The organism is Mesorhizobium sp. M0239, from assembly GCF_040321815.1.
GTDB lineage: Bacteria > Pseudomonadota > Alphaproteobacteria > Rhizobiales > Rhizobiaceae > Mesorhizobium.
The window spans coordinates 42,283-65,960 of sequence record NZ_JAMYSG010000029.1; the positions used below are offsets into that span (position 1 = coordinate 42,283).

At 61.9% G+C, this 23,678-nt stretch carries 31 protein-coding genes and 1 riboswitch; of the genes, 4 read left to right on the forward strand and 27 right to left on the reverse strand.

Translation table 11 applies throughout. The features are described from left to right. Positions 1 to 80: 80 nt before the first annotated feature. The 8 genes from NKI99_RS26195 to NKI99_RS26230 all read right to left on the reverse strand — a co-directional run bounded on the left by NKI99_RS26195 (position 81) and on the right by NKI99_RS26230 (position 7,207). Positions 81 to 1,145, reverse strand: a complete 1,065-nt coding sequence (locus NKI99_RS26195; protein ID WP_352612623.1) for an ABC transporter ATP-binding protein — start codon at positions 1,143 to 1,145, stop codon at positions 81 to 83. Next, positions 1,145 to 1,933: an ABC transporter permease gene (locus tag NKI99_RS26200; RefSeq protein WP_352612675.1), complete on the reverse strand. Its 789-nt coding sequence runs from the start codon at positions 1,931 to 1,933 to the stop codon at positions 1,145 to 1,147. Before NKI99_RS26200 ends, NKI99_RS26195 begins: the two co-directional genes overlap by 1 nt. After that, positions 1,933 to 2,796, reverse strand: coding sequence for an ABC transporter permease (locus NKI99_RS26205; RefSeq protein ID WP_127317861.1), 864 nt, complete (start codon positions 2,794 to 2,796; stop codon positions 1,933 to 1,935). The genes NKI99_RS26200 and NKI99_RS26205 overlap by 1 nt, the downstream gene beginning before the upstream one ends. 65 nt (positions 2,797 to 2,861) lie before the next feature. Continuing rightward, on the reverse strand, positions 2,862 to 3,923 hold the full coding sequence (locus tag NKI99_RS26210; RefSeq protein WP_128304631.1) for an ABC transporter substrate-binding protein: 1,062 nt from the start codon (positions 3,921 to 3,923) through the stop codon (positions 2,862 to 2,864). Between the two features lie 57 nt (positions 3,924 to 3,980). After that, on the reverse strand, positions 3,981 to 4,952 hold the full coding sequence (locus tag NKI99_RS26215) for a PfkB family carbohydrate kinase (RefSeq protein ID WP_352612625.1): 972 nt from the start codon (positions 4,950 to 4,952) through the stop codon (positions 3,981 to 3,983). Further along, a complete protein-coding gene (locus NKI99_RS26220; RefSeq protein ID WP_352612627.1) occupies positions 4,949 to 5,989 on the reverse strand; it encodes an ADP-ribosylglycohydrolase family protein in 1,041 nt (346 codons plus the stop codon). Before NKI99_RS26220 ends, NKI99_RS26215 begins: the two co-directional genes overlap by 4 nt. Positions 5,990 to 5,992: 3 nt before the next feature. Beyond that, positions 5,993 to 6,718, reverse strand: coding sequence for a GntR family transcriptional regulator (locus NKI99_RS26225; RefSeq protein WP_352612629.1), 726 nt, complete (start codon positions 6,716 to 6,718; stop codon positions 5,993 to 5,995). A gap of 219 nt (positions 6,719 to 6,937) precedes the next feature. Next, entirely contained in the window at positions 6,938 to 7,207 is a 270-nt protein-coding gene (locus tag NKI99_RS26230) for a DUF982 domain-containing protein (protein WP_027035091.1), read from the reverse strand. Positions 7,208 to 7,291: 84 nt separating this feature from the next. Here NKI99_RS26230 and NKI99_RS26235 point away from each other — a divergent pair, with 84 nt between their 5' ends. After that, positions 7,292 to 7,549: a hypothetical protein gene (locus NKI99_RS26235; RefSeq protein WP_023814060.1), complete on the forward strand. Its 258-nt coding sequence runs from the start codon at positions 7,292 to 7,294 to the stop codon at positions 7,547 to 7,549. A 286-nt stretch (positions 7,550 to 7,835) separates the two neighbouring features. On the opposite strand, the gene NKI99_RS26240 is transcribed toward NKI99_RS26235, so the two are convergent. The 7 genes from NKI99_RS26240 to NKI99_RS26270 all read right to left on the reverse strand — a co-directional run bounded on the left by NKI99_RS26240 (position 7,836) and on the right by NKI99_RS26270 (position 13,433). Continuing rightward, entirely contained in the window at positions 7,836 to 7,991 is a 156-nt protein-coding gene (locus NKI99_RS26240) for a DUF3309 family protein (protein WP_023814061.1), read from the reverse strand. Between the two features lie 251 nt (positions 7,992 to 8,242). Continuing rightward, a complete protein-coding gene (locus tag NKI99_RS26245; protein ID WP_031213861.1) occupies positions 8,243 to 8,848 on the reverse strand; it encodes a hypothetical protein in 606 nt (201 codons plus the stop codon). Positions 8,849 to 9,340: 492 nt separating this feature from the next. Next, positions 9,341 to 10,036 (reverse strand): methyltransferase family protein, encoded by a 696-nt coding sequence (locus tag NKI99_RS26250; RefSeq protein ID WP_352612631.1) that lies wholly within the window; start codon positions 10,034 to 10,036, stop codon positions 9,341 to 9,343. Between the two features lie 173 nt (positions 10,037 to 10,209). Further along, the gene (locus NKI99_RS26255) at positions 10,210 to 11,229 is read right to left on the reverse strand and encodes an ABC transporter substrate-binding protein (RefSeq protein ID WP_352612633.1); all 1,020 of its coding nucleotides are present in this window, start codon (positions 11,227 to 11,229) and stop codon (positions 10,210 to 10,212) included. After that, positions 11,222 to 11,989 carry an ABC transporter ATP-binding protein gene (locus NKI99_RS26260; protein ID WP_352612635.1) on the reverse strand — a complete coding sequence of 256 codons (768 nt, stop codon included), beginning with the start codon at positions 11,987 to 11,989 and terminating at the stop codon, positions 11,222 to 11,224. The genes NKI99_RS26255 and NKI99_RS26260 overlap by 8 nt, the downstream gene beginning before the upstream one ends. Then, positions 11,986 to 12,747 (reverse strand): ABC transporter permease, encoded by a 762-nt coding sequence (locus NKI99_RS26265; RefSeq protein ID WP_352612677.1) that lies wholly within the window; start codon positions 12,745 to 12,747, stop codon positions 11,986 to 11,988. Before NKI99_RS26265 ends, NKI99_RS26260 begins: the two co-directional genes overlap by 4 nt. Before the next feature lie 95 nt (positions 12,748 to 12,842). Then, the gene (locus NKI99_RS26270) at positions 12,843 to 13,433 is read right to left on the reverse strand and encodes a YkoF family thiamine/hydroxymethylpyrimidine-binding protein (RefSeq protein WP_352612679.1); all 591 of its coding nucleotides are present in this window, start codon (positions 13,431 to 13,433) and stop codon (positions 12,843 to 12,845) included. 8 nt (positions 13,434 to 13,441) lie between these two features. Next, positions 13,442 to 13,555, reverse strand: a riboswitch (TPP riboswitch). A gap of 195 nt (positions 13,556 to 13,750) precedes the next feature. On the opposite strand from NKI99_RS26270, the gene NKI99_RS26275 reads away from it, so the two are divergent. Further along, positions 13,751 to 14,071 (forward strand): RodZ family helix-turn-helix domain-containing protein, encoded by a 321-nt coding sequence (locus NKI99_RS26275; RefSeq protein WP_023814068.1) that lies wholly within the window; start codon positions 13,751 to 13,753, stop codon positions 14,069 to 14,071. Positions 14,072 to 14,115: 44 nt separating this feature from the next. Here the strand turns inward: NKI99_RS26275 and NKI99_RS26280 are convergent, their stop codons facing one another. The 4 genes from NKI99_RS26280 to NKI99_RS26295 all read right to left on the reverse strand — a co-directional run bounded on the left by NKI99_RS26280 (position 14,116) and on the right by NKI99_RS26295 (position 17,732). Further along, on the reverse strand, positions 14,116 to 15,147 hold the full coding sequence (locus tag NKI99_RS26280) for a formyltransferase family protein (protein WP_023814069.1): 1,032 nt from the start codon (positions 15,145 to 15,147) through the stop codon (positions 14,116 to 14,118). A gap of 130 nt (positions 15,148 to 15,277) precedes the next feature. Then, positions 15,278 to 15,511, reverse strand: a complete 234-nt coding sequence (locus NKI99_RS26285) for a hypothetical protein (protein ID WP_155930624.1) — start codon at positions 15,509 to 15,511, stop codon at positions 15,278 to 15,280. A gap of 25 nt (positions 15,512 to 15,536) precedes the next feature. Next, the gene (msrA, locus tag NKI99_RS26290; protein ID WP_023814070.1) at positions 15,537 to 16,055 is read right to left on the reverse strand and encodes a peptide-methionine (S)-S-oxide reductase MsrA; all 519 of its coding nucleotides are present in this window, start codon (positions 16,053 to 16,055) and stop codon (positions 15,537 to 15,539) included. Positions 16,056 to 16,187: 132 nt separating this feature from the next. After that, the gene (locus tag NKI99_RS26295) at positions 16,188 to 17,732 is read right to left on the reverse strand and encodes a glycosyltransferase family 39 protein (RefSeq protein WP_352441207.1); all 1,545 of its coding nucleotides are present in this window, start codon (positions 17,730 to 17,732) and stop codon (positions 16,188 to 16,190) included. On the opposite strand from NKI99_RS26295, the gene NKI99_RS26300 reads away from it, so the two are divergent. After that, positions 17,731 to 17,991 carry a hypothetical protein gene (locus tag NKI99_RS26300; RefSeq protein WP_352612637.1) on the forward strand — a complete coding sequence of 87 codons (261 nt, stop codon included), beginning with the start codon at positions 17,731 to 17,733 and terminating at the stop codon, positions 17,989 to 17,991. The genes NKI99_RS26295 and NKI99_RS26300 overlap by 2 nt on opposite strands. Before the next feature lie 39 nt (positions 17,992 to 18,030). Beyond that, positions 18,031 to 18,738 carry a hypothetical protein gene (locus NKI99_RS26305; protein WP_023814072.1) on the forward strand — a complete coding sequence of 236 codons (708 nt, stop codon included), beginning with the start codon at positions 18,031 to 18,033 and terminating at the stop codon, positions 18,736 to 18,738. An 86-nt stretch (positions 18,739 to 18,824) separates the two neighbouring features. Here NKI99_RS26305 and NKI99_RS26310 read toward each other — a convergent pair whose 3' ends face one another. The 8 genes from NKI99_RS26310 to NKI99_RS26345 all read right to left on the reverse strand — a co-directional run bounded on the left by NKI99_RS26310 (position 18,825) and on the right by NKI99_RS26345 (position 23,660). Beyond that, positions 18,825 to 19,139 carry a hypothetical protein gene (locus NKI99_RS26310; protein WP_127297818.1) on the reverse strand — a complete coding sequence of 105 codons (315 nt, stop codon included), beginning with the start codon at positions 19,137 to 19,139 and terminating at the stop codon, positions 18,825 to 18,827. A gap of 271 nt (positions 19,140 to 19,410) precedes the next feature. Further along, complete coding sequence (locus NKI99_RS26315; protein WP_352612639.1) at positions 19,411 to 19,734, reverse strand: hypothetical protein; 324 nt, start codon at positions 19,732 to 19,734, stop codon at positions 19,411 to 19,413. Next, positions 19,734 to 19,919: a hypothetical protein gene (locus tag NKI99_RS26320; RefSeq protein WP_032909564.1), complete on the reverse strand. Its 186-nt coding sequence runs from the start codon at positions 19,917 to 19,919 to the stop codon at positions 19,734 to 19,736. The genes NKI99_RS26315 and NKI99_RS26320 overlap by 1 nt, the downstream gene beginning before the upstream one ends. Continuing rightward, entirely contained in the window at positions 19,904 to 20,137 is a 234-nt protein-coding gene (locus NKI99_RS26325) for a hypothetical protein (protein WP_352612641.1), read from the reverse strand. The genes NKI99_RS26320 and NKI99_RS26325 overlap by 16 nt, the downstream gene beginning before the upstream one ends. A 1-nt stretch (position 20,138) precedes the next feature. Continuing rightward, entirely contained in the window at positions 20,139 to 20,357 is a 219-nt protein-coding gene (locus tag NKI99_RS26330) for a hypothetical protein (RefSeq protein WP_352612643.1), read from the reverse strand. Next, on the reverse strand, positions 20,354 to 21,064 hold the full coding sequence (locus NKI99_RS26335) for a glycoside hydrolase family 108 protein (protein WP_352612645.1): 711 nt from the start codon (positions 21,062 to 21,064) through the stop codon (positions 20,354 to 20,356). The genes NKI99_RS26330 and NKI99_RS26335 overlap by 4 nt, the downstream gene beginning before the upstream one ends. A gap of 473 nt (positions 21,065 to 21,537) precedes the next feature. Continuing rightward, a complete protein-coding gene (locus NKI99_RS26340; RefSeq protein ID WP_023814079.1) occupies positions 21,538 to 22,329 on the reverse strand; it encodes a class I SAM-dependent methyltransferase in 792 nt (263 codons plus the stop codon). Positions 22,330 to 22,364: 35 nt separating this feature from the next. Continuing rightward, positions 22,365 to 23,660 carry a hypothetical protein gene (locus NKI99_RS26345; protein WP_023814080.1) on the reverse strand — a complete coding sequence of 432 codons (1,296 nt, stop codon included), beginning with the start codon at positions 23,658 to 23,660 and terminating at the stop codon, positions 22,365 to 22,367. Between the last annotated feature and the right edge of the window lie 18 nt (positions 23,661 to 23,678).

The window sequence follows — 23,678 nt, forward strand, 5'->3', positions numbered from 1 at the left end:
CCCCTTGCGGGGGAGATGCCCGGCAGGGCAGAGGGGGGTGCGAAGGAACGCCAACAGCCCCATCTATCGAACCGCGTCGACTACCCCGGCGCAATCAGCACCGTACTCTCAGGCGACCAGCGCAGCACCACCTCCTGGCCCTCCGCCAGTCTGTCGGCACCGGTGTTCTGCACGATCACCTTCAGCGTCTGGCCGGCACGGTCGACGAAGTATGTGCTGTTGTTGCCGGCGAAAATGCGCTTGGAGACCTGCCCCTTGAGCATGTTGGCGTTGCCATCCGAAGCCCCGCCATCAATAGCAATACGGATGCGTTCGGGCCGCACCGCACAACTCGCCTTGGCACCAGCAGCAAGGCGAGCACCCGCGCCGGCGGCAATCGCCGTGCCGTCCGGCAGCCGGATGCCATCGCCCGTCGTATCGCCGCGAAAAATGTTGGCGTCGCCGAGGAAGGTGGCGGCGAATTCGCTCTTCGGCCGGTCGTAGATCTCCTCCGGTGGTCCTTCCTGCACCAGCCTGCCGTCGCGCAATATGCCGATGCGGTCGCTCATCGTCAGCGCTTCTTCCTGGTCATGGGTAACGAAAATGGTGGTGATGCCGATCTCGCGCTGGATGCGCTTGAGCTCGATCTGCATATCGACGCGCAGCGCCTTGTCGAGCGCGCCGAGCGGCTCGTCGAGCAGCAGCACGCGCGGCTTGGTGACGATGGCGCGGGCGAGCGCCACGCGCTGGCGCTGGCCGCCCGACAGCTGATGCGGCCGCCGCCCACCGAGCTTGCCGAGTTGCACCAGATCGAGCGCGCGCTGCACCTCGGTAGCGATGATCGCCCTGGCCTCGCCGCGCACCGACAGGCCGAAGGCGACATTGTCGGCGACGCTCATATTGGGAAACAGCGCATAGTTCTGAAACACCATGCCGATGCGCCGCTTTTCGACCGGCACCCGCTCGACGCTCTCGCCGCCGATGGTGATGCGGCCACTGTCGGGAAAATCGAACCCCGCGATCTGCCTGAGCAGCGTGGTCTTGCCGCTGCCCGACGGCCCGAGCAGCGCATAGAAGCCGCCATCGGCGAAATCGATGGAGACATCGTCCAGCGCCTTGTGCGCGCCGAAACTGCGCGAGACATCAGATACCTGCACGCCGGCCATTATTTCTCTCCGCCGAATTTGAAGAAGCGCGCCGTGAGCAGCATCAGCGCCATCGACACGACAATGATGATTGTCGAGACCGCATTGATCTCGGGCGTGAACCCTTTGCGGATCGCGGCGTAGATTTCGACCGGCAGCGTCGTCTGCCCCGGCGTCGCCAGGAAATAGGACACCACGAACTGATCGAACGAAACGGCAAACGCAAACAGCCCGCCGGCGATGACGCCGGGCATGATCCAGGGCAGCGTAACGCGCCTCGTCACCTGCCACTGGTTGGCGCCGAGCGAGCGCGCCGCCTCTTCCAGCTCCGGCACGAAGGTCTGCAGCCGGGCCGAGACGACGACGATGACATAGGGCAGCGCCAGTGCGACATGGCCGAGCAGGATGGCATGCAGGCCACGGCCGATGCCAACGCCGAAGAAAAAGATCAGCATCGCCGTGCCGGTGATCAGCCACGGTATGGCGATCGGCGGAAACAGCAGCGCCTGCAGGAATTTCTTGCCACGAAACTCATAGCGGTAGAGCGCCAATGATGCAGCCGAGCCGAGCACGACGCAGATGATTGTGGTGATGACCGCGATCTCGACGCTGTTCCAGGTGGCCGCGATCAGCTGGTCGTTCTGCCACAGCGAGGCGTACCATTCGGTCGTCCATTCGAACGGCAGTTGGTAGAAGGGCGAGACATTGAACGACATCAGCGCCATGATGATGATCGGCAGATAAAGAAAGGCGAGCAGCATAAAGATGTAGAGACGGCCGAGCCATTCGAGGATGCGGGTCGTCACCATCACGCGGCCCTCCGCAGCACCGGCGACGCCACCGCCAGGATGACCAGCACCACCGCCAGCAGGATGAAGGAGAGCGCTGCACCGAGCGGCCAGTTGAACACGGCGACGAACTGGTCCTCGATGACCGTGCCGTAGAAGGTGCCGGTGCGGCCGCCGAGGATGCGCGGTTCCATGAACGAGCCGACGACCGGCACGAAGATCAGCGCCGCACCCGCGACCAATCCGGGCATCGACAGCGGGATGATCACCCGCTTCAGCACCTGCAACCGCGATGCGCCAAGCGAGCGCCCGGCCTCGATCAGCGAGTCGTCGATCGCCTGCAGCGTCAGATAACAGGTCAGCACCATGTAGGGCACATAGGAGTGCACCAGCCCGATGATGACGGCTGGATAGGAATACATCAGGTCGATGTTGATCTTGAACGGCAGCACCGCGTTGAGCGCGGTGTCGAGAATGCCGCCCTCGCGCAAAACCATCGCCCAGGAAAAGATGCGCACCAGCCCGTTCGACCAGAACGGCAGGATGACGAGCAGGAAGATCGCCTCGCGGCTGCGCCCCTTCAGCACCTTGGCGAGCACGTAAGCCGCGGGATAGCCGATGACGACGCACCACAGCGTCACTTCGAGGCCAAGCCGCAGCGAGGCCAGCAGCAGCGTCAGATAGAGGCTTTGCGAGAAGAAGGCGGCATAGTTGCCAAGCGTGAACGCCCACGGCTTTCCCGACAGCGGCAGCTCGGTCATGAACGAGAAGAAGACCATAGCGGATAGCGGCAGGAAGATCGCCACCGTCAGCCAGAGATAGGCTGGCGCCAGCAGCGGCAATGCCGATCTCAGCCCGCTTCGCGACGCTGTCGCAGCTGCCATGGTACCCTCCTCCCAGTATTGGAAGAACCAGCCGACGCGAACCGCCGGCTGGCCTGGCTGTGATCTTACTTCACGTCGACCTTAAGCTGCTGCCAGAGCGCCAGATAGGCTTCGCGCTGGGCGTCGGTGATCGGCGCCTGGAACTGGATGCGCTTGGCCACTTCGGGATCACCCATGACCTTGCGGTTGAAGGCATCCTCGGGCAGCGCTTCCACCGCCTTGGTGTTGGCGGAGACGGGAGCACCGACCTTGGTGACCCATTCGACGTAGAATTTCGGGTCGATCATGTAGTTGATGAAGGCCTCGGCGCCGGCGACGTTCTTGGCGCCGACCGGAATGGAAAACGCGTCGAGCCAGGCGACGGCGCCTTCCTGCGGCACGACCAGCGAGACCGGCAGCTTGAAATGCGTCTTGGCGCGATCGGCCGAGCCGCTCCAGTAGGTGCCGATGTCGATCTGGTTGGAGGCGACCATCTGGTTCCAGTCGTTCTCCGAGCTCCAGAAGGTCTTGATCTGCGGCATCAGCGAGGTCAGCTTCGTCTTGACCGCATCCATATCCTTGATGTCGTTGATGTTCTGGCCAGTGGCGATGGCGCCGAACTGCACCGCTTCAACGGCGTCGTCGCGAATGACGACACGGCCCTTGTGCGCGGCATCCCACATCTCGGCGATGCTCGTCGGCGGCTTGTCGAAGGATTTTTCGTTGATGGCGAGCGCCGTCAGGCCCCATACCCACGGCACGCCATAGACCTTGCCGTCGTGGACGAGCATCGGCGATCCCGCCTTGTCCTTGCTGATGTCGGCGTAGTTCGGCAGCTTGGAAACGTCGATCGGCTGGATCAGCTTGCCGTCCATCGCCTGGTCGTTGAAGGCGGCGTTGATCATGACGACGTCGTAGAGGCCGGGATTGGTCCGGATCTTGGTCAGCATTTCCTGTTCGGAATTGAAGAAATCGTTGACGACCTTGTTGCCGGTCGCCTTTTCGAAAGCCTCGACGGCCCACGGCTCGTCGGCGCCGTAGCCCTTCCAGTTGAGCACATGCACTTCGTCGGCCTTGGCGGCGAACGTGAGTGCGGAGGTAAAGACGGCGGTCGCCGTCAGCAGAGCAGTCAAGTCAGGCATGCGCATGGTTGGTTCCTCTCTGTGGGTTTGCCCGCTTCCCGGGCTTGTCAGGCTTTCCAGCTGTTATGCATTGGCCTTCTGTGTCCGGCCTGCTCCCGATGGGTCGGCGGCATGGCTCAGGAATGTCTGGATTTCGCGGTTCGTCGGCGCCGACGAGCCGCCATGGCGGGTGACCGAAATGGCCGCTGCAGCATTGGCATAGCGCGCTGCCTCGAAGGGCGGGATGCCGTGCGCCAGCGCGCTGACGAAACCGCCGATATGGGTGTCGCCGGCGCCATTGGTGTCGATGGCGCTGACGTTGAAGCCGGCAATGGTCTGCGCTGTGCCGTCGGCCAGCCTGATATGGCAACCCTTCGCGCCAGCGCGAATGATCACGCCAGCAGCCTTGGGGCAGTGGTCGGCGAGAAGTCGTGCCGCGAGTCCCTCGACATCGCCTGGGCCGGCAATCTCGGCGGCTTCCGTCGTGTTACAGCTCAGCCATGTGGTGCGGGCAAGCACCCGCGACAGGATGGGACGCGGAATGTCCGAGATGACCGGCGTCGGATCGAAGACGAAGGGAATATCTGCCGGAAGTGCCTCGATCCAATCGGTGAGCGCATCGCGGCTCTTGGGATAGCTTAGCATGTAGCCGGAGGTGAACACCCAGTCTCCCGGCGCCACCGCGACCGGCGCCATCAGGTCGCGGCTGAGCACGCTCTCCGCCCCTGGCCACGACACGAAGGTGCGTTCGGCGTCGCTCGAAATCATGGCGACGCAGTTGCCGCTGTCCGTCAATGGCGATGGCGGCGTCAGCGTCGCGATGCCCTCGGCGGCGAAAGCGGCACGCAGGAAATCGCCATTGGGTCCGCTGCCGAGTTGGCCGCCGAACACCACCTGCATGCCGGTGCGGCTGGCCGCGACCATCATGTTGAAGCCGCCGCCGGCGACCTGGGCGAAGCTCGACGCCGTCTTTTCCATGCCGGGCGCCGGCAGGGCGTCGATGCGGTAGACATAGTCGACCACGGCACTGCCGACATGGACGAGACGGCCGCTCATTCCGCCGCGTCCTTGCCGGAACCGATTTTCGCCACCCTTGCTGCCACGAGGTCGGCGGCAAGCGCGCGAACCTCTGACATGTCGAGGCCGACAAGCCGGGCGATATGCTGTTGCGGCAATCGGGAAAAACCGCTGCAGGCGCCGGCCATGCCGGCGGCGATGGCGCCGATCGTATCGGTGTCGCCGCCGATATTGGCGCTGATGATAGCTGCTTGCCAGGGGTCGCCACGGGCGACTTCCAGCACGGCGAAGGCCGCCGGGACGGATTCCTGGCTGGCCACGCCGGTACCCACCAGATCGGTGATCAGCCGAATGGCATCCCTGATCGCCTTGCCGCGCACGATGTCCTGCGCCCAGACGATACGCGCGGCGATGTCGCCGCCGGTGACCCAATGACCAAGCGTCGCCCCTCGCCTCGCCGCCGCGACGGCGCTGGCGGAAGCATCGCGCCAGCCACCGCCGGCGATGCCGCGGCTGACGGCAGCGGCAACGGCAGCAGCGGAAGCGATTGCGATCGAGGTGTTGTGCGTCGCCCGGCAGGTCTCCGCCACCTTGGCGACGAACGCCTCCAATGGTTCGAGCGGCATCATGATGCCGACAGGCCCGATGCGCATGGCCGCGCCATTGGTGTCGCCGCTGCGTCCCGCTTCCTCGGCCGGTACGCCATTGTTGATGGCGTCGATGGCCCGTTTGGTCGACGGCCCCAAGAGATCATAGCTGCCGCGCGCCTTGACCTCGCGCTCCCAGTCGAGCAGCGCATTGACCCAGCGCGCGTGGTCGAAACGGTCGCCGGATTCGACCAGGATGCGGCCGAGCAGCAGCGCCTGTTCGGTGTCGTCGGTGATGGTGCCGGCAGCCAGTCCCTTCGACACCGGATGATCGGCGAAAGGCTCGATGAAATCCTCGACATGGCCGTGGAGTTCGGCAATGCGAACCGGCGACAAAAGCTGCGTCGGCATGCCGAGCGCATCTCCCAGCGCTCCGCCGATAAGCGCGCCCATGGCGCGATCGATGGCCTTGCTGGTTGCATCCGACATCGCTCAGAACCTCATATGCAGCGCAAAATGTGCCGGGTTGAGCAGGCTGGTGACATACTCGATCGGCCGATCGTCAGCCGCACGCGTCAGCCGGCGGCCGCGCAGGAAGGGCGTGCCTTGTGGGCAACCGAGGATGGCCGCATCCTCGGCATTGAGCATCTCGATCTCGACCCATTCCTCGCCATGGTCGGGAATGAGGCCGGCGGCGCGCAGCGTCTGGTGCAGCGAGCCCTCGCGCAGTCCGCGCAACGGTACGTCCTCAAGCTCGGAGGACAATGGCAGCCGGCTGCGCTCGATGGAGATCGCATGGCCGTCGCTGGCGTTGGTGCGCACCCGGTCAACGGCAATGAAGAACGGGCTTTCGATACCAAGCAGCGCAGCCAGATCGGGGTCTTCGATGACCTCCAGCCGCAGCGTCCGCGTCTCGGCATTGGCGCCGGCATCGGCCAGCGCGCGCGACCAACCGATGGAGTCATCGACCGGCTTGCCGTCGAAGGTGACGAACGAGCCAATACCAACCCTGGTCGTGATCAGCCCGCGGCTGGACAGTTCTTCGAGGCCCTTGCGGACCGTATTGCGACTGACGGAGAAGCGCTGGACAAGTTCATTCTCGCTTTGCAGGCGGTCGCCGAAGCCGAGAACACCGGAGCGGATTTCACGTTCGAGAACGGTTGCGATCTGCTCGGGTTTGCCCGTACCGGGAGACAGTTGAACCGCGCGCCGCTTCATATAGGTACCTGTTCAGTGAACCTGTATAGTCCTGTTCAATATCTGGATAGAAATGCCGTGTCAACAGATGCCGGAAACAGGCCCAATGAACCCCGAATTTCGGATTGTCCGCAGAGCGCGCCGAACTGGCCGGTTGCCATGGCCCGGAAAAGCCGGTGTGAAAGACCGAGATCAACCAAGAGGATAGAGCCGATCCTTGATTCAATTTCACCGGGCAGGCTACGGGATCGACACCTCACGCGGCTCAACGAGAATGTCCGCCTCGATAGCGGCGTTGATGAACGCCGCCCTTGCCGCCGAGACTTCTTTCTTTCCCTCTAGCACGGCCAGACAGACCTTACGGGCAACCATATGCTTTTGCCCGGTTGCAACCGGCCAGCGGTTCAGCAGGATGTCGGCAGCCTGAGCGACCCGCTCCACGTTGAAGATCGAGTTTCGCGATCGGCCAAGCGCAATCCTGACCGGCTCATCGAAACGCTGATCTTGCACGATGCCACTCCCCAAAGTCGGCATTCATCGATTCGCGGCCTTCAACCCCGCGCAATGTGATAGGTTCCGCGCCAAAGGTGCAAGATGTCCGACTCCAGTGGCCAGAAAAATCCCAGGCTGATCGTCGTGGTCGCGTTCGATCGCGGTGAGGATGGCGAGTTGTTCCCAGCCTTTGGACCCGCCGACCAGCAGAGCGAAGACCGCGCCATACGCACCGCCAGGGCTCTGGCGGCAAAGCATGCCGGCGTCATCGCCTGGAGCCGCGAGGCCGATCCGACGCTGGGCGAATACGGCCCGCCGAACACGCTCTTCGTCAGCGGCGACGTACCTGACATGGAATAGTCGACTGGCGTCAGCATCTGGATGCCTTGCCCACAGGGCTTGATGCGAGCCGGTTTCCCCTCGCCAGCAAGCAAAAGCCCGCTACGGTGAACCGGAGCGGGCCTTGGAGGAGGACAAGGGGTGGGACCCTCTCCTCTTGTTTCCACGGGGGGTGTGGACCGCAATGACCATACGAAAGTTTTGCAGAGTGCAGGATCACAAGCCGGCTTGCCTGCATCACAATCCGGTGCACGCCGATATTGGGGGCGCTCACGAGATTGCGATCAGTTGCGATAACCCGGCTAGACTAGATACGCCCGAGCACGACAAGCACGATGGCGATGAGCAGCACGAGCCCAAGGCCGCCGCCGCCATAGTAGCCGGTGCCGTAGAACGGACCGCCACCGAGGCCGCTGAGGCCGCCAAGCAGCGCAATGATGATCGGTATGGTTCCAAGACTCATGGCGATGTTCAAAGACGAGCGCTCCAAAGGCTCTACCGTTCCGCGCGATTGTGGCGGGCATCGCGTGCGGAAGAGGTCTGCCGGCAACAGAAGCGGCCATCCAGATGATGGCAACCAGAATTTGATTCCGGCACGCCTGTGGACGCAGAAAGCCCGCCAGCGTGGCGGGCTTTCCTACCGGCCGGAGGCCAGGAGAGTGCGGTCGAGCCTCACGTCTGGTTCGGCACTTCCAATCCCCGGCCCCTCCAGTATCAGCGACGAGCGATCAGGAGGCAGAGTTGCCGTAGATCGCGGTCGTAGGCGCCTTCGCTGCTGAGCACGTCGACGCAGCGCTTCTTCATTCGCGCCACGTTGCTATCCGACATCTGGGCCACGACACCCGGCAGGCTCGGCCTGCTGGGGTTTGACGGATTGGACGGATTGCTCGGGTTCGACGGATTGCCTGGATTGATGCCGCCACCAATACCCACGCCGACGCCGCTCGTCCCGCCTACATTGGCGCCAAGGCCGGCCGTAATGCCGCCAGACCCTCCGATGTTGGCGCCCGCGCCGGCATTGATGCCGTTGCTGCCGCCGACCGAAGCGCCGAGACCAGCATTGACACCGCTCGAGCCGCCAACATTGGCACCGGCACCGGCATTTACACCACCGCTGCCGCCGACCGAGGCGCCCACTCCGGCACTGATGCCGCCACTGCCGCCAACGGAAGCCCCGACACCGGCATTGACGCCGCCGCTACCACCCACCGAGGCACCAACGCCAAGGCCGATTCCCGCAGCATTGGCGGGCAGGGAAAGAGCTAAAATTACCGCACTACCCGCCAACATGTTGGCGACTGTCTTGATGGTGTGAGCCATAACACTCTCCTGTTGTCGTTGCGCTAAGCAATTGGCGAGAGTCCGATTGCAAGATCAACTACGCGAGGTGGTGAATTTCAGTTTCACAGAGAGAATGCTGAAATTGAGGCGTGGTATACATCAATAAAACTCCCAAGATAAAATGATAATAAAAGTTGTATTATTGGCTCTCTGCATAAACAATGCGGATATCCATTGATGGTCGAACGTTGCTCCGCTTATCCTATTGCGATGCCGCTCACCGCGCCGGACAATGCATGAGCCTCTCGCACGATGATTGCAAGTGGCCAGGGTCTGTTGACGGTCCGGATGCGGAGCGAGACGCGCCAGAAGGCAGACGGGCCCGCCTGAGACAGAACCGGAATGACAACCGCCAATGTCTTGAGGTTAGGCCTGGCAGACTGACACCAATCTGCACGGGGGAGGAAGCGCGCAGATCACGCGAAAGGTGCCAGCGTGATTGCAGACCGAACGATTCTGCACACCCGCTTGTCAGACGACGCCGTAGAACAGCCTGTAGTGGACGCGCTTCATGTAGTCCCGGTATTCCGGCATGGCGGCCAACAGCGCCTCTTCGCGCAGGATGCGATGAACCTGGAAGAAGGTGATCGCGGCGTAGACAGCAAGATTGTAGAAGGAAAAGGCCGACAGCAGGAACAGGACATGACCGGCAAGGTATCCGGCATAGATCGGGTGCCGCACCAGGCGGTAGGCACCGTCGGTCATCACGCCGCGATTGCCCGGCAGAATGGCGAAAGAACGCCCTAGCGATATCTTCCCCCAGATCACGAACCCCAACGCCAGGACTTGCAGCGGCGCAGCGGCATAGACCGGGATGATGGCCACGCCCGGTTCCAGGTCGATGAAGCCGACACCGAAGCTGGCGACCACCGAAACAACCACCGTCAGCGGGTTCCAGTCGCGTACCTGCGGTCGCCGCGACAGAAGCAGCCAGGTAAAGGTCAGGATCTCGGAGATTGCCACCAGCGCCACATTGATGCGGGTCGGGTCGAGCATCAGGTGATATACGCCGCGGTAGACGAACATGCCCGCGAAGGCCAGCGCGCAGATCCGAAAGAAACCTTCGCGCAAATCCACCAGGATTTCGCGCTTTCGGGCTGCGGACAGAATCCTGCCGTCACTGACGTGCGAAAGCGCCTCGCTTTTTGATATGAGCAATGCAAACACCCCGATGATCCCTCGAGGCGACCTTTGCACGCAACCATTGCCGGGCAGTTAATCAACAAGATCAGATCGGTGTTAAACTGGCTGTCAGGGAGCCAGGGTGCCACATCCAGACGACCCTGCTCCACGCGGTCGTCCAGAAAGACGGGCGACCCATTTCATTTGATCTTGGTAGACTAGCTCAGATAGTCGTTGCGGAAATAGCTCCCGAAATCCGGGCGTTGAGCAACCAGCTTGCCATCGGCATCGCGCAAGATGCCGGACGCGAAGAGATAGTCGCCGATCGCTTCCATCTTGGCCGAATCCATCGTCCCGATGGCGCCGCTTTGGCTGCGCAGATAATGGCCGTCGATCAGCGCCTTCAGCGAGGCGTGGATCAGCGCCGGATTGGTCAACGCATCCTTGTTGGCCGCGATCAGCAGGGCTGCCGCATCTTCGGGGTGATCGACCGCGAACTGGTAGCCGCGCCGTGTCGCCTGGACAAAGGCTGCCGCAGGCTTGGGGTTTGCCTGGAGATAGGCTTCGCTCGAAGAGATCAGTGTCGTATGCTCGTCAGGCACGCCGTAATCGGCATAGACGAAGCTGCGTTGTTTGACGCCCTTGAGCTCGGCTTCGACACCCTCCCAGGTCGAGACTTCGAGCGTGAAATCGACCGAACCATTGGCCAGCGCCTCATAGGCTGAGGTGCCGAGCGTCACCGTCTCGAAATTGCCCTTGCCGCCATCATGGCGGATGATGGTCGATATCAGGGCGTTTTCCCAGGCGCTGCCGAAGCCGCCATAGGTCAGGCCGTCAAGGTTTCTCGGGCTTACTATCTCGCTGCGGGCCGCATTGAGGACCACGCGGCCGGTTTCCGATTGCACCACCGCATAGACGCCCTTCAGGTCCGCTCCGGCGGTTCTCTGGGTGAACAGGCTGATGGTGCCGTTGATGCCGAAATCGGCGACGCGATTTGCAACCAGCGTGCCCGCACCGGTATCGCTGTAAGGCAGGATGTCGACCTCGAGCCCGGCCTCGCGATAGAAGCCCTTGTCGCGGGCGACGAACAGTCCGATGTGGTTGGTGTTGACCGTCCAGTCGAGGGCAACGGTGACCTTTTGTGCCGATTGTGCTTGGGCTCGCCCCGATCCGGCAATGAGCGGAAGGCCTGTGGCAAGGGTCAGCAACAAGGCCTGCCGGCGCGTCAAGTCAGTCATGATCGTGTCCTTTGGATGGGGAGGCGTTGACGATGATGTCGAGAATCTCGGCCTCGAGCGTACTTGCCTGGCGCGCGGCATCGCCGCCAAGGCTGCGCGGGCGCGGCAGCGGCACCTTGATTTCACGCACGATGCGGGCCGGGCGCGCCGACAGCACATAGATGCGGTCGGACAGGAACACGGCTTCGCGCACGTCATGGGTGATCAGGAGCGCCGTCCAGCGATGATGCCGCCACATCTGTTCCAGCCAGCGCTGCATGGCCGTGCGGGTCAGCGCGTCGAGCGCGCCGAACGGCTCGTCGAGCAAAAGCATGTCGCGTTGCTGCACCACCGTGCGCAGCAAGGCCGCGCGCTGGCGCATACCGCCGGACAGTTGCGCTGGAAAATGCCGCTCGAAGCCGGCAAGCCCGAATTCGGCAAACAACGGCGCAACGCGCACCCGCGCCGCCTGTCTCCTCATGCCTTGGACTTCGAGCCCGAGCGTCGCGTTGTCGAGGATGCGCCGCCACGGCATCAGCGCGTCACGCTGCGGCATGAAGGCGAAATGCCTGCCGTGGTCGTCGAGCGGCGCGCCGTCGAACAACATCTCGCCCTCGCCATGCTCGGCGCCGGTCAGAAGCTGGAACAGCGTCGATTTGCCGGCGCCCGAGGGTCCAAGAATCGAGACGAATTCACCAGCGCCGACGCTAAGCGAAATATCGGCCAGCACGTCGAGCCGACCGAACGCCTTGCGCACGTGCCGCAGTTCCAGCCGGCTCATCGCCAGGCTCCCTTCCCGGCGGTTTCCTTGCCGGCCCGCTCCCAGGGCATCGCAAGGCGCTGCAGCAGTACAGTCAACCCGAACAGGACAAGGGTCAGGGCAGCGCTCACTCCGACGCCGGCAAGAACCAGGTCAGGACGGAAATTGTTCTTGGCGTTGAGCATGTAGATGCCCAGCCCCTTCGCGGCCCCCGCATATTCGGCGAAGATCGCGCCGACCACGGCGTAGGTGATGGAGATCCTCAAGCCAGCGAAGAAATAGGGCAGCGCCGAAGGCAGCCGTGCCAGCACGAAGATGCGCCAGCGCCCTGCCCCCATGGCGCGCAGCATTTGCCCGATCTCGGCCTCGGTCGACTCATAACCCTCGACCAATGCAACCAGCATCGGAAAGAAGGTAACCAGCGCCACCAGCATGATCTTGGGCGCCAGCCCGAAGCCGAACCACAGCACCACCAGCGGCGCGATGGCCACCAGCGGCAAGGTCTGGCTGACGATTAAGACGGGAAACAGCGCACGCCGCAGCGGCTGGAAGAAGTCGACCAGCATCGACAGCACGAAGGCGGCGCTGAGCGAACAGGCAAAGCCGAGCAGCGTGGCGCCGATGGTCGGAATGGCGTTGTCGGCCAGCGCCTGGCGATTGAGCAGCGCTTGCTCGAAAACGCGCGACGGCGCCGGCAGTATCGTCGGCCTGATGCCGGAATAGGTGGCATAAAGCTCCCACGCCACTAGGAGCAAACCGACCGAGATCATGGCCGGCATTGCCTTGACAAGAAGGCCCGCGATCGGGCGCGAAGCGAATGATGATGAGACCACGGGAGATAACCTTTGACGGCCGCGCGGAGGCGGCGGCAGCTTCAGACAGCCGACGGGCTGTTGGCCGAGACCGTGACGTCGAGGGTTACGTGGCCGGCGCCTGGTCCGAAGCGGCAGAAGGCCTCGTCCAGCGCCGAAAAGATCGCACCGGCATCACCGCGCAGTTTCGTGCAGAAATGCTTGGAACGCTCATAGACGCCGGACTGCTTGAGAAAATCGATGCAGCCGTAGATCTCGTCCATGTGGTCGTCGGTGCCCATCACATAGAGCGAGAACTGCGCCGCCGCCGGCTGGCCGGTGGCAGCAGCATTGCGCACCGCCGCGATGGCCGCATCCTTGCGCGGGCCGAGTGGCCCGACAGGCCCGCCAAGTGCATCGGAGCGGCAGATCGGATCATCCGGCTCGCCAGGGCACCCGCGCGAGATGGTGGCCGACAACACGCAATGTTTGCCGCTACGTGCCGCCGCCACGAAGAGGTCGCGCATGGCGGGAAACAGCACTTCGGGCGACCCGACCAGCAAGGTCGAGATGTCGTCGGTCTCGATCCTGAGCTTGTCGCGCCAGGGATCGAGCGCACCGAGCGCGCCAAGAATGACACCGACGAAATCGTCGGTCATGGGGTATAGGGAAATCTGTGCGCCTCAAAACATCGCCCGCCTCGCTCCGCTGGTATTACCCAGATCAGCTTCTAGGGTCTGTGGGCTTGCCGCCCCCGTCTCAGCCCCGACCGTACGGAGCACCCCTGTGGATGTGCGCCTTAAAGCATCATTCGAGTTCAAGGGAAAGCCGTTTTTTCAGAGCACTGCGCCAAAAGCATTGCGCCAGTCACGGTGCGCCTGAGCGGAATTTTGTCGGGAACCTTCGCCGCCGCGACCGGTTGTCCCCACAGTCGCAACGCGATCACTTTCGTAGAAAATAAGCGACGACTTCACAGAAATGGAGACAAACCATGTTCATGAAAATCCTCGCAGCTTCGGTTCTCACCATTGGTCTGGCCACGTCAGCCATGGCGCAAAGCGCCGGCAGCAACAACGCAAATGGAAGCGGCAGCGGCAAGTCGGTGACGGTTGAGCCGAACACGCCGGCTTCCCCGAATACGATCGAGCCGGACACTGTCGACCCGGGCACGACCAACAGCACGACTGGCACGGTAGGGGACATGAATTCGAACGCGGATCAGAATTGCCCGACCAACCCGCAAGGCGCGCAGCCGGACGCCGATGGTAACGCGACGGCGCCAACGGTAAACGATAATCATTGTGGCAAGTAACCACGTCGCAAACGGATGAAGCCGCTGGGCATCGCCCAGCGACTTCATCCGTTTTTCTGGTCCGCAGCACTCGCTTTGCCGAACAGCCGGATTTCTGGAGCGGGTCTCCCGGCGGGCGGGCGCGAAAATAGGTGTTTCGAATTGAGCAGCCGTTTGAGCACTCTACCGTAGGTAAAATACAGGACCCGACCGTTGGCGAGATCAAATTCCACTGTTCCCCACCGCCTGACCGGGGCCTTTCCTGTGCAGGGCCCCAGCCTTCTGATCTGGAATCCCAGCCTGACTTTGCGCGTTCCGATTTCAAGATAGATGCCTGGCAGAAGGCCAAGCACATGCCATAGCCGTACAACATGCTCGACCGACATGGCCGGCGAGATTATCAGGTGGCTGGGCTGAAGCCGCGCCCAGACGAAATCGCCTTTCGGTTGCGGCATTCCTGACAACAGCCCCCGGCAGTAGGTCGGCACCGCCTCGCTCACCAGAATCCGCATAGCGGTTGCCGTGCTGTCGACCAGGGCTTCTCTCGATGTCCAGTCAGCTTCGGAAAACGGCACCTGCCCGAGAATGTCACCCTCGTCAAAACCGGCGGACATCTTGTGGAGCGTGACGCCGCCATGAGCCGCATGCCGGCCGTCCACGGCCAAGCGCTGGATCGGGTGGGGCCCTCGATAGTCGGGGAGCAGCGCCGGGTGGAGGTTGACCCCGCCTTTGGAAAAATGGCCAAGAACCTCTTGAGGGATCAAGACAGGCAAAGTGTAGCAGACCAGCACATCGGCGCGGACGTCAGACAATTGCCGACCAAGCGCATTCCAATCGTAAGGGCGGCCAAATTCGATCAACTTGACAGGCGTGTTACCGATAAACCGCCTGAGCAGCAGCTTGCGTTGAAGCCTTCGCCGGAAATTGCCAATGCTGAAACCGGTGGGACGACGCCGGAACCCGGGCACGATGATCGCGCCAATTGCATTTCCAGCCTCTAGCCAGCCGGCGAGCAGAGGCCCCGTATAGTTAGAGATATCGAGGACAAAAACGGCTGTGATCGGCTCCGAGTGATCGGTCGATTCGATCGGCCTCATCTTCGGCGGCTCAAACGGGCCGACAGGTCAGGGCGAGCTTGTCAGGTCGGCTGAGTGGAAGGCGATGCCAAGGCAGTGACAACCGAAAGACGCTCGCGTTTTACAAACACTGGCTTTTCGTAAACTTTTTTCACGGCCCGTCTCCCGAAATCAACTCTTCCTGCGCAGTTGGACCGCGATACGGCAGGCTGTCAACCGCCTGACCGTGTTTGCCTACCGCATCCGCATTCGCCGTTGACGAAGGTGTTCGAAGGGCGCTTTCGCACATTGGTGAAAGCTCGATGGCTTCACCGACGCGACAAGCCGCGCTGACCGAAAGGGGTTTGGATGCGATGATCTGCTCGACGACACCGTCGAGCAGCAATGCAGGGCAAATCGCAGTTGCAAATCTACGAAACCGCCGTCTCGCGAACCGGCAGCTTCCAGCCTGGCCTGACGAAGTGGCAGGTGTATCCGTCGGGATATTTCTCCAGATAGTCCTGATGCTCGGGCTCGGCTTCCCAGAATGGACCAACGGGTGCGACTTCGGTGACGACCTTGCCCGGCCACAGGCCCGAGGCATCGACATCGGCGATGGTGTCCTCGGCGACGCGCTTCTGTTCGTCGCTGGTGTAATAGATCGCCGAGCGATAACTCGTCCCGACATCGTTGCCCTGGCGGTTGCGGGTCGTCGGATCGTGGATCTGGAAAAAGCGTTCCAGCAGCGTGCGAAAGCTTATGATGGCCGGATCGAAATTGATCTCGATGGCTTCTGCGTGGGTGCCGTGGTTGCGGTAGGTGGCGTTGAGCACGTCGCCGCCGCTGTAGCCGACACGGGTGGAGATGACGCCGGGATAGCGCCGTATCAAATCCTGCATGCCCCAGAAACAGCCGCCGGCAAGGACTGCACGTTCGGTCGAAGTCGCCATGTCACGTCTCCTCAAAAGCAATTCCAGGAAAAGTGTGTAGCGGTTTTCCGTCTGGAATTGCGTAAAAGCAAGTGGTCTCGCCATAAATGGGCATTGTCACCTGCTTCGTCCAGCGGACGCGGTGGATCTACTTCAGTTGCTCGTTTGGGCGAGCCTGTCGATCAAACCCGGTAGCTTCATGCCAGGCGGAATGGCGGCAAAGCTGATCGCCACCGGTGGTGCCCTGAGCGACCAGTCGAAAAGAACGGTCTTGACGGGGATGTTGCCCAGCCACGCCAGCAGCCGAGGTGGCACGCCGCTCCCGGGCCAGACCAGGAGCATGCCGTGATCGCGCAGCCGCTGGCTGGTGATCCAGGGGGCGAGCCGCATGTCGAGGTCGGTGAAGATCGACGGCTTGTCATAGGCGTTGAGGCCCGCCAGCAACGCGATGCGGGTATCGCCGCCGACGATGTCGAGCCGACCGGGCACCGCCGCGTGCCAGACCGCCTCGGCTTCGTCCGAAATCTGCCGCGCTGGCCAGCAGACGGCATCCATGCGCCCGCGCAAATTGCAACTCGTCCAGCGGATGCCCGCATAGGCACCGGACATGCCGAGGATGCAGGCGAACGCGCAGATCGCCAGCCGTCGCAGTTCGACGGCGCCGAGCCGATGACCCAGCAAGGCGAGCGCCACAACGCCGACCAGATTGTACATCGGCGCGCCCCACGCCTCGCCGGCGCCGGTGAACAGCGAAGCCACCATGACAAGCACCGCCGGACCAAGCCCCATCCACACGAGATAGGCCAGCGCGCCGCTCTCGATGGGCTGTTCCGGCGCGGGCGAACGCCGCAACAGCCCCGATATCGACAGCACCAGCAATAAGCCGCAGAGCCCCGCCATTTGGACACCGATATAGTAAAGGCGGGCGCGGTGGACCAACACCCATTCATCGCGGCCGGCGACATAGGTCAGCGGCAGGAAATCGATGCGGTAGAGCTGGACGGCCAGCGGCGCGGCGACGGCGAGGAAAACCGCGAGCCCAAGCCAGGGCCAGGGCGTGGCGAGCCGGTTGCGTGCCCGTGTGTCCGACAACAGCCAGATCGCCCCGAAGAGCAACAGCAACCCGGTGGAAAACTTGGCATAGAGCCCGACGCCCGACACCAGTCCGAGCGGCAGCCACCAGCCCGGCCCACCGCCACGGCCCGCACGCCACAGCAGCCAGCAGATTGCGGCCCAGAAGGGCATCTGCGCGTAATCATGATTGAACTGCGGTGTCGGCCAGCCGAAGAAATACAATGACGGCATCAAAAGCACGGCGGCCAGCGCGCGGGTTCTCCCGAGCATGTCGCGGGCCAGCAGGTAGACGAAGACGAAGGTCGCCGAGACGACAAGCTGGGCGAGCAGATATTGCGGCCAGCGGAACGATCCGGTCAGAAGATGGCTGATCTCGAGCAGCCAGCCGGGGAGCTGCGGATGCTTGTAGGTCAAAAGCACCCATTCGCGGCCCCACATGAAGCTCTCGACGACATCGCCGGGCGGGGCGGCATCGACAAGCGCCGGAACCACGGTCCAGCACAGGATCTGCGTCAGGCATAAAAGCGCCAGGCCGGCTTCTGGATAGCGCATCAGACCCGGCCAGATCGACGACTGCCGCCAGTCGCCTGGAACAGAACTGCCGACCGGCAGCCAACCGTTCATGGGTTCGTCGATTCGCGTCATGCGGTGGATAAATCACACCGGACGGTTTTACGAACAGCCCAGACTTGAAGCTTACGAAAATGTATACTTGGCCGACCATGGCAAAACCAAGATTGAGGCAGAGTTTCGCGCCACCATGCCGCCTCTCCCGTCATCACATGCCAGCAAGACAACAATGGAACACGCCATCCCGCAGCACCCTGAACATGCCGGGCATGGCGCCTTGGGCGTGATCGCGGCAGGTGTCGCCTACGCCTGACCGGCTCCCGTCCCCAAAAAAGCATCCAGGATTTGAAAAATGCGCCACCACCATGCCGTCATTCATTACCGTGCGCTCGATTTCTGGATGGCCCGTGCGGCCGTTCTCGTCATCATCTGCCTGCAGCTTCTGGTCATCAACAATCTCTCATTCGGGCCGCGCTGGGTGGCGCCCGCGCTGGAGGCGGCCCTGCTGCTGCCCTTGTCGGTGGCCACCGCCTGGACACAGGCCGCTACCCGAAAGGCGGTCGAGGACCACGAGTGGCATGCGATCGGCCAGTTTCGGGTCATGATCCGCAGAACAGCCCTGACCATGACCGCCATCATCAGCATCATGAATTGCGGTTCGCTGGTCCTGCTGGTGCGTGCCTTGCTGGAGGGCCATGCCGGCAACAGCGGTACGACGCTGCTGATCGACGCACTCAACATCTGGGTTACCAACGTCATCGTGTTTGCCTTGTGGTTCTGGAGCACCGACCGCGGCGGTCCGCCGACCTGCGGCCTCGTCAAGCTCGCACAGGCCGATTTCCTGTTCGCGCAGATGACGTTGAACGACCGTGAGCTTCGAGACTGGCTGCCCGGCTTCGTCGATTATTTCTTCCTCGCCTTCACCAATGCGACCGCATTTTCGCCCACCGATACCTTGCCACTCTCCCAGCGCGCCAAGCTGCTGATGATGGCCGAGGCCATGATCTCGCTGCTGACCATCGCGCTGGTCGCGGCACGCGCGGTCAACATCCTCGCTTGATCGGCCCGACACGCGAAAATAGCCCGCCCGGCGAACCGGAACGGGCTATTTTGGGTTGCCTTCGATGATTGGAATGCAGCGCCGAACTAGTGGCGCTTGCCCAGCCTGTAGCTGTTGCCGCCCAGCAGGTTGACGCCGAGCCCGCTCAGAACGCCACCGACGATGTTGGTCTTGTTGCCGTTCAGAATGCCTGAGACGACATTGCCGCTCAGGATGTTGTTGCCGCTGAGCACGTCGTTCAGCGCGGTGATCTTGCCAAGGTCGATGGATGGCGAAACATTGATCAGGCTGCCCGAATTGCCTCCCCAGCCGCCCGAACCTCCGCACCCACAACCTGCCTCGGCGGCTCCAACGGACGATGCAACTGCAACAGCGGCTAAAATAACAGTGAACTTGTTCATGAAAGCTACTCCCGTTTGATGATGGAGATGGCTTCCGTCTTCTGTGGTCTACCTCTTGTTTAACAATATATGAACACTTCATCCGCTCAAGTCTTTATCTAGTTTCAGATCGAATGCCGCTCAGCAATGGCCGATCGGAAATACAAAAAAGCCGCCCCGGCGTGAGCCGAAGCGGGCAGCGGTCGTTTCTGGAAATGAGAGCAGCGCCGCGCCAGGTTGCCTGCCTCGGTAATTCCGAGGCAGTAGCCAACAGACGACGCGGTGCCAATAGCTACTCCTCCAACCCCGGCTTGAATCTCCGCACCACAAACTCGAACAGCACGTCCGAAATCCACATGGCGCAGACGCCGATCAGGAAGGCAGCCGCCAGCGTGGTGGTGTCGTCGGCGGGATCGGGCATCGGCAGGCCGGCGATCCTGGCGTAGGAAACCGCCGGCAGCGTCAGGTAGGCCGCCGCAAGTGCGCCGCAGATCGGCGAGGCCACCATTTCGCGCAGCTTGTAGCGATGCCGCGACAGCGCGCGCAGAACGCCGCCGGCGAGACCCGCCGCCACGACCGGTCCCTTGATGCCGAGCAGGTCGAAAAGATCGTTCATCATGGCCTCCAGCCGCAAAGTTTCTGGCCCTTTTCGTTGTGAGCCAGGATCGCCGCCACCGACGCATCGGAAAGGGTCGCCGCCTCTGCCCTTGTCGGCCGGAGGGGATGCCCGGCCGCGCAGAACGACCCGCCTGATTTGGTGCAGCCGGCCAGCAGGAGCGAGAGCGCTATGATTTTGACCATCTGGCCAGCCTCCCCCTGTTGTCGTCCGGCGCCCGGCCGGCGACGGCATCGTCGATCTTCTGGGCTTCGGTGCGCGCCGCTGCGTCGGCGGCATCCTGCTTGGCCTTCTGGCTGGCCTTGCCCTTGGCATAGGCGGTCCAGACACCGGCAAGCGCGGCGCCCATTGCCAGAAGATACGGCCAGGCCTGGCCAAGCAGCGCGAGGGCGAGTGTTCCCATCTCATGTCTCCTTGGCCGGCGGCGCGACCATGCCGCGCGGCCCGTCACGCACCGCGTTGATGATGATCTTGGCAAGGGCAATGGCGCCGCTGATCTGAAGCGCGGTGCGGTCGCTCACCCCGAGCAGCGTCCAGTCGAAGCCGGCGAGCGCGCCGCCGCAGATGATGGCGACCAGCGTGTTGAGGAGATTGTGCAGCGCATTGGTGTTGAACCATGTCATTGAAACAGGCCCCCGAAAAAATCGGCGACCCGATGCCGGAAGGCCGCGAGCGCTCCGGCCATGAGAACGAGGATGCCGGCCGCGGCAGCCGTCTTGCCGCCGGATGCCGGCTGCACGGGCTGGGTCGCCGGCATCACATCAGCCGATGTCTCGACCCTGGGCGACGCCGGCGCGGCCACCGGTGCCGCGGGGCCCTGCGCCGACATCAGCAGGGCCTGAACCCGCACCGACCTGACACGATCGGACCAGCCGCGCCCGAATGTTGCCCATGTCGGCAACCGCTTGAGGAACGCCAGCCGCGCATCGCAAAGCGCATCGATGGTGACGCCGGCCGGCTTTGCCTTGGCCGCCGCGACGGTGACCGGTCCGATCCGCCCGTCCTGCGCAACGCCGACGGCCGCCTGCAAATATTTGGCCGCCCGGCCAGGCCCGCTGTTGACGGCGAAATCGAACACCGCATGGTCGACGCCATCGGGCAATTCGGCGCCGAGCACAGCGTCCCAGTAGAAGCGGCGATAAACGGTGGCGACCTGCGCGTCGCTGATCGCACGCAGATCCGCCTTCCTCGCGTCGGCCTTCACATAGCGGCGGAAGCTGGCAAGCGTCACGCCCTTCATGGTGGCGCCGCCGGGGTCAGCCGGATTGTCCGACCACCCGCCTTCCGATTTGAGAACAAGCGCAAGCGCCCGCGCGAAGTTGCGGTCCATGGTGGTTCCTTTCCGCCCTTCCGGGCAGTTGTTCAGTTTTTGATTTTTGGTATGTTCGCCGGGTGGAGGTTAGGTTTGGCGCGGGCGATTATGATTCTGGATATCATTCGCCAAGTTGGCAGATACAGACTTTAAAATTCTGAGTGTCGGCAAGAGACTCGTGCGCTCGGTAAGTGATTGACACCTAGGACGTATAAAAGCACATATGCCTGACATAAAACATTTAGTTTTAGGAATACTCATCGGCGCCTTTTCTATCGCGTGGGTAGTTATTGCCACGATAGGGGTGCGGCGAGAGACGCGCGCGTACAACAAAAGCCTGAGAGACATCGATGAGAAGCTCCGTCAGGATAAAGATCAATAGGACTTCAGTCGAAGCGCCGAACCACGTTCATGCCGTACGAAGACGATCCCGCGACAACTCGCTGGATACAAGTAACTGAGGTCGGAGTTCGAAAATTCAGCGAGTTCAGCTAGTGCTTTTTGAAGACGAACAGCTTTGTGTGAAAGGATACTGGGCTGATCACTAGGTCGATCGCACGTCGTAAGGTCACCATCGGTCGCGACCGGCTCTCATACAATGGTTCAAGCAGGCGCTTTAACAAGTTGCTTTCCCGCATCAACCCCAGATATCCGCCCCTGGACCGACTTTCCAAAAGCCGGAACCCCATCCCGCTGATCGTTCTAATTGTGTCGTTCGGGGTGAAGGCAAATTGGTAAAATCGGGCCATGTCCGCGGCACTCACATCTTCGTATCGACCGAGCCGCATCTTTAGACGCCTCAATGGCGACACGCTGGGGACAGTTAGGAAAAGGAGTCCGCCGGGTTTCAGCACTCGGCGTGCCTCCTCGATGATCGATGCGTAACCATCCTTGAAGTGTTCGATCACCCCCAAGGACCACACCCCTTCGAAAAAGGCATCCTCGAATGGCATTTCTCGCACGTCACCGAGAACGATATTAAGTTCGGGGGCGTGCTTTTTGATCCTAGCGATGGTTACGGGGGCAAAGTCTAATCCGTATGCCTCGAACCCTGCGTGATGGAGCCCAAAGACTGTGTTGGCCACACCGCAGCCTGCATCAATCACTCGATCAGACGGGCTTAAATACTTTCGGGTAACATGCTGGACAAAGACGCTCTTTTTCCGAATGTCCGCTGCTGTTAGGGATTGCGCCCAACGATCGTCCCAGAATCCTTCGTCGGCTGGTCGGTCGATGAATACAAGACGATCATGCTGCCGATCGAGATATACCTGCTCCACCATTCATTTGCCTCCCCAAGGCGCTGCTCAACATCAGTTCATTTGCCGTAGTCTCGACCCACAATCGGAACAGCCGGAACGCTGGTATGGAAGCGCCCGAAGAGCAGTACCCACACCAAGACCTGAATCGTCACGAAACCGACGAATGGCTGCCGTGCCTGCGCAAGAACGTTCTCCAAGGCATTCCGGTGCGCATAGACCCCAATCACGCTGCCGAGGATGATCCAGAAGAAGAACCACATACCCTTACTTTTGAGCGAAGCATGGTGCAACGCCACCAACGCTCCGCCATAGATCAACCCAAATACGATCACAACGGGAATACCACCAATCGCCCACGCCTGCCCCCAGAATGTACCAGCCAAGCCGTACAACGCCTGCGAAAATATCTGGGTCTGGAGCACCGTGTTGAACCCAGTGCTGTCGAAGCCGAAGGCCGACGGCTGAATTAGCAGTTGCGCCAAGGTATCGCGAACCGTGTTCCACCATGGATAGGTCGTGCTACTCCTAATCAGCCCTTCGATGTTTTCATGAGTGCCGAAGGCTTCCCAGGAGGCCACCATAGCCATCGGATCAGAACCGCCTGTCAGCATCCTGCCAAACGGCAGGTCGCGTTTGTAGGCCAGATAGAAGGGCTTCATAAAGAAGATGATCGCAAGCGTCGCCAGCCCGATCGCCCATGCCTTCCAATGCAGGGCCGCCTTCGTTATCGGCCACTCCCACAATAACACGATGGCAAACGCCATTGCCAAGATCACCGGGACAGTCCGATCGCCCGCGATCGCATTAAGTGCGACCATTAACGCAAAGATGGCTTGATTAATACGAGCGCCGCGACCCCACAACCTATCGAAATAGATCGATGCCAGAAGGCCGATGCCGCTGACCCAACGCCACACGATGGAAATGAGCCCACCAACAGCGTCATAGATGTCGGCACGCTCCATCGCGTACCACTCAAGTCCAGCCCTGTTTGCCATCCATGCATAGCAGGCTAAAGAAATGATCAGCGTGCACCGAATGAACCAGGTGACCCGCATCGGGTGCAGCTGGTAACAAGGGGGACGCCCCCCGTCCACAGACGAAGGCATCAGCAGCAGCGCCAGCCCGAACCCTAGCCAAGCAGCGACCATCACCAGAATTGCTTCCGACGATGCCGGCTCGAGATATGGCACCAATCCTTTCGCGCTCACAGGCCGCGTGAAGCCAATCAGCGCGGGCACCGAATAAGCAAGAAGGCCGACATAGCCAATCGCTACAACAGAAACCCGATTGTGGCGGGCTACAAGTATAACGGTGGTCACGGCCACCATTGACCACAGAGCGAGGACCATATCTTTCGTTCGTCCATT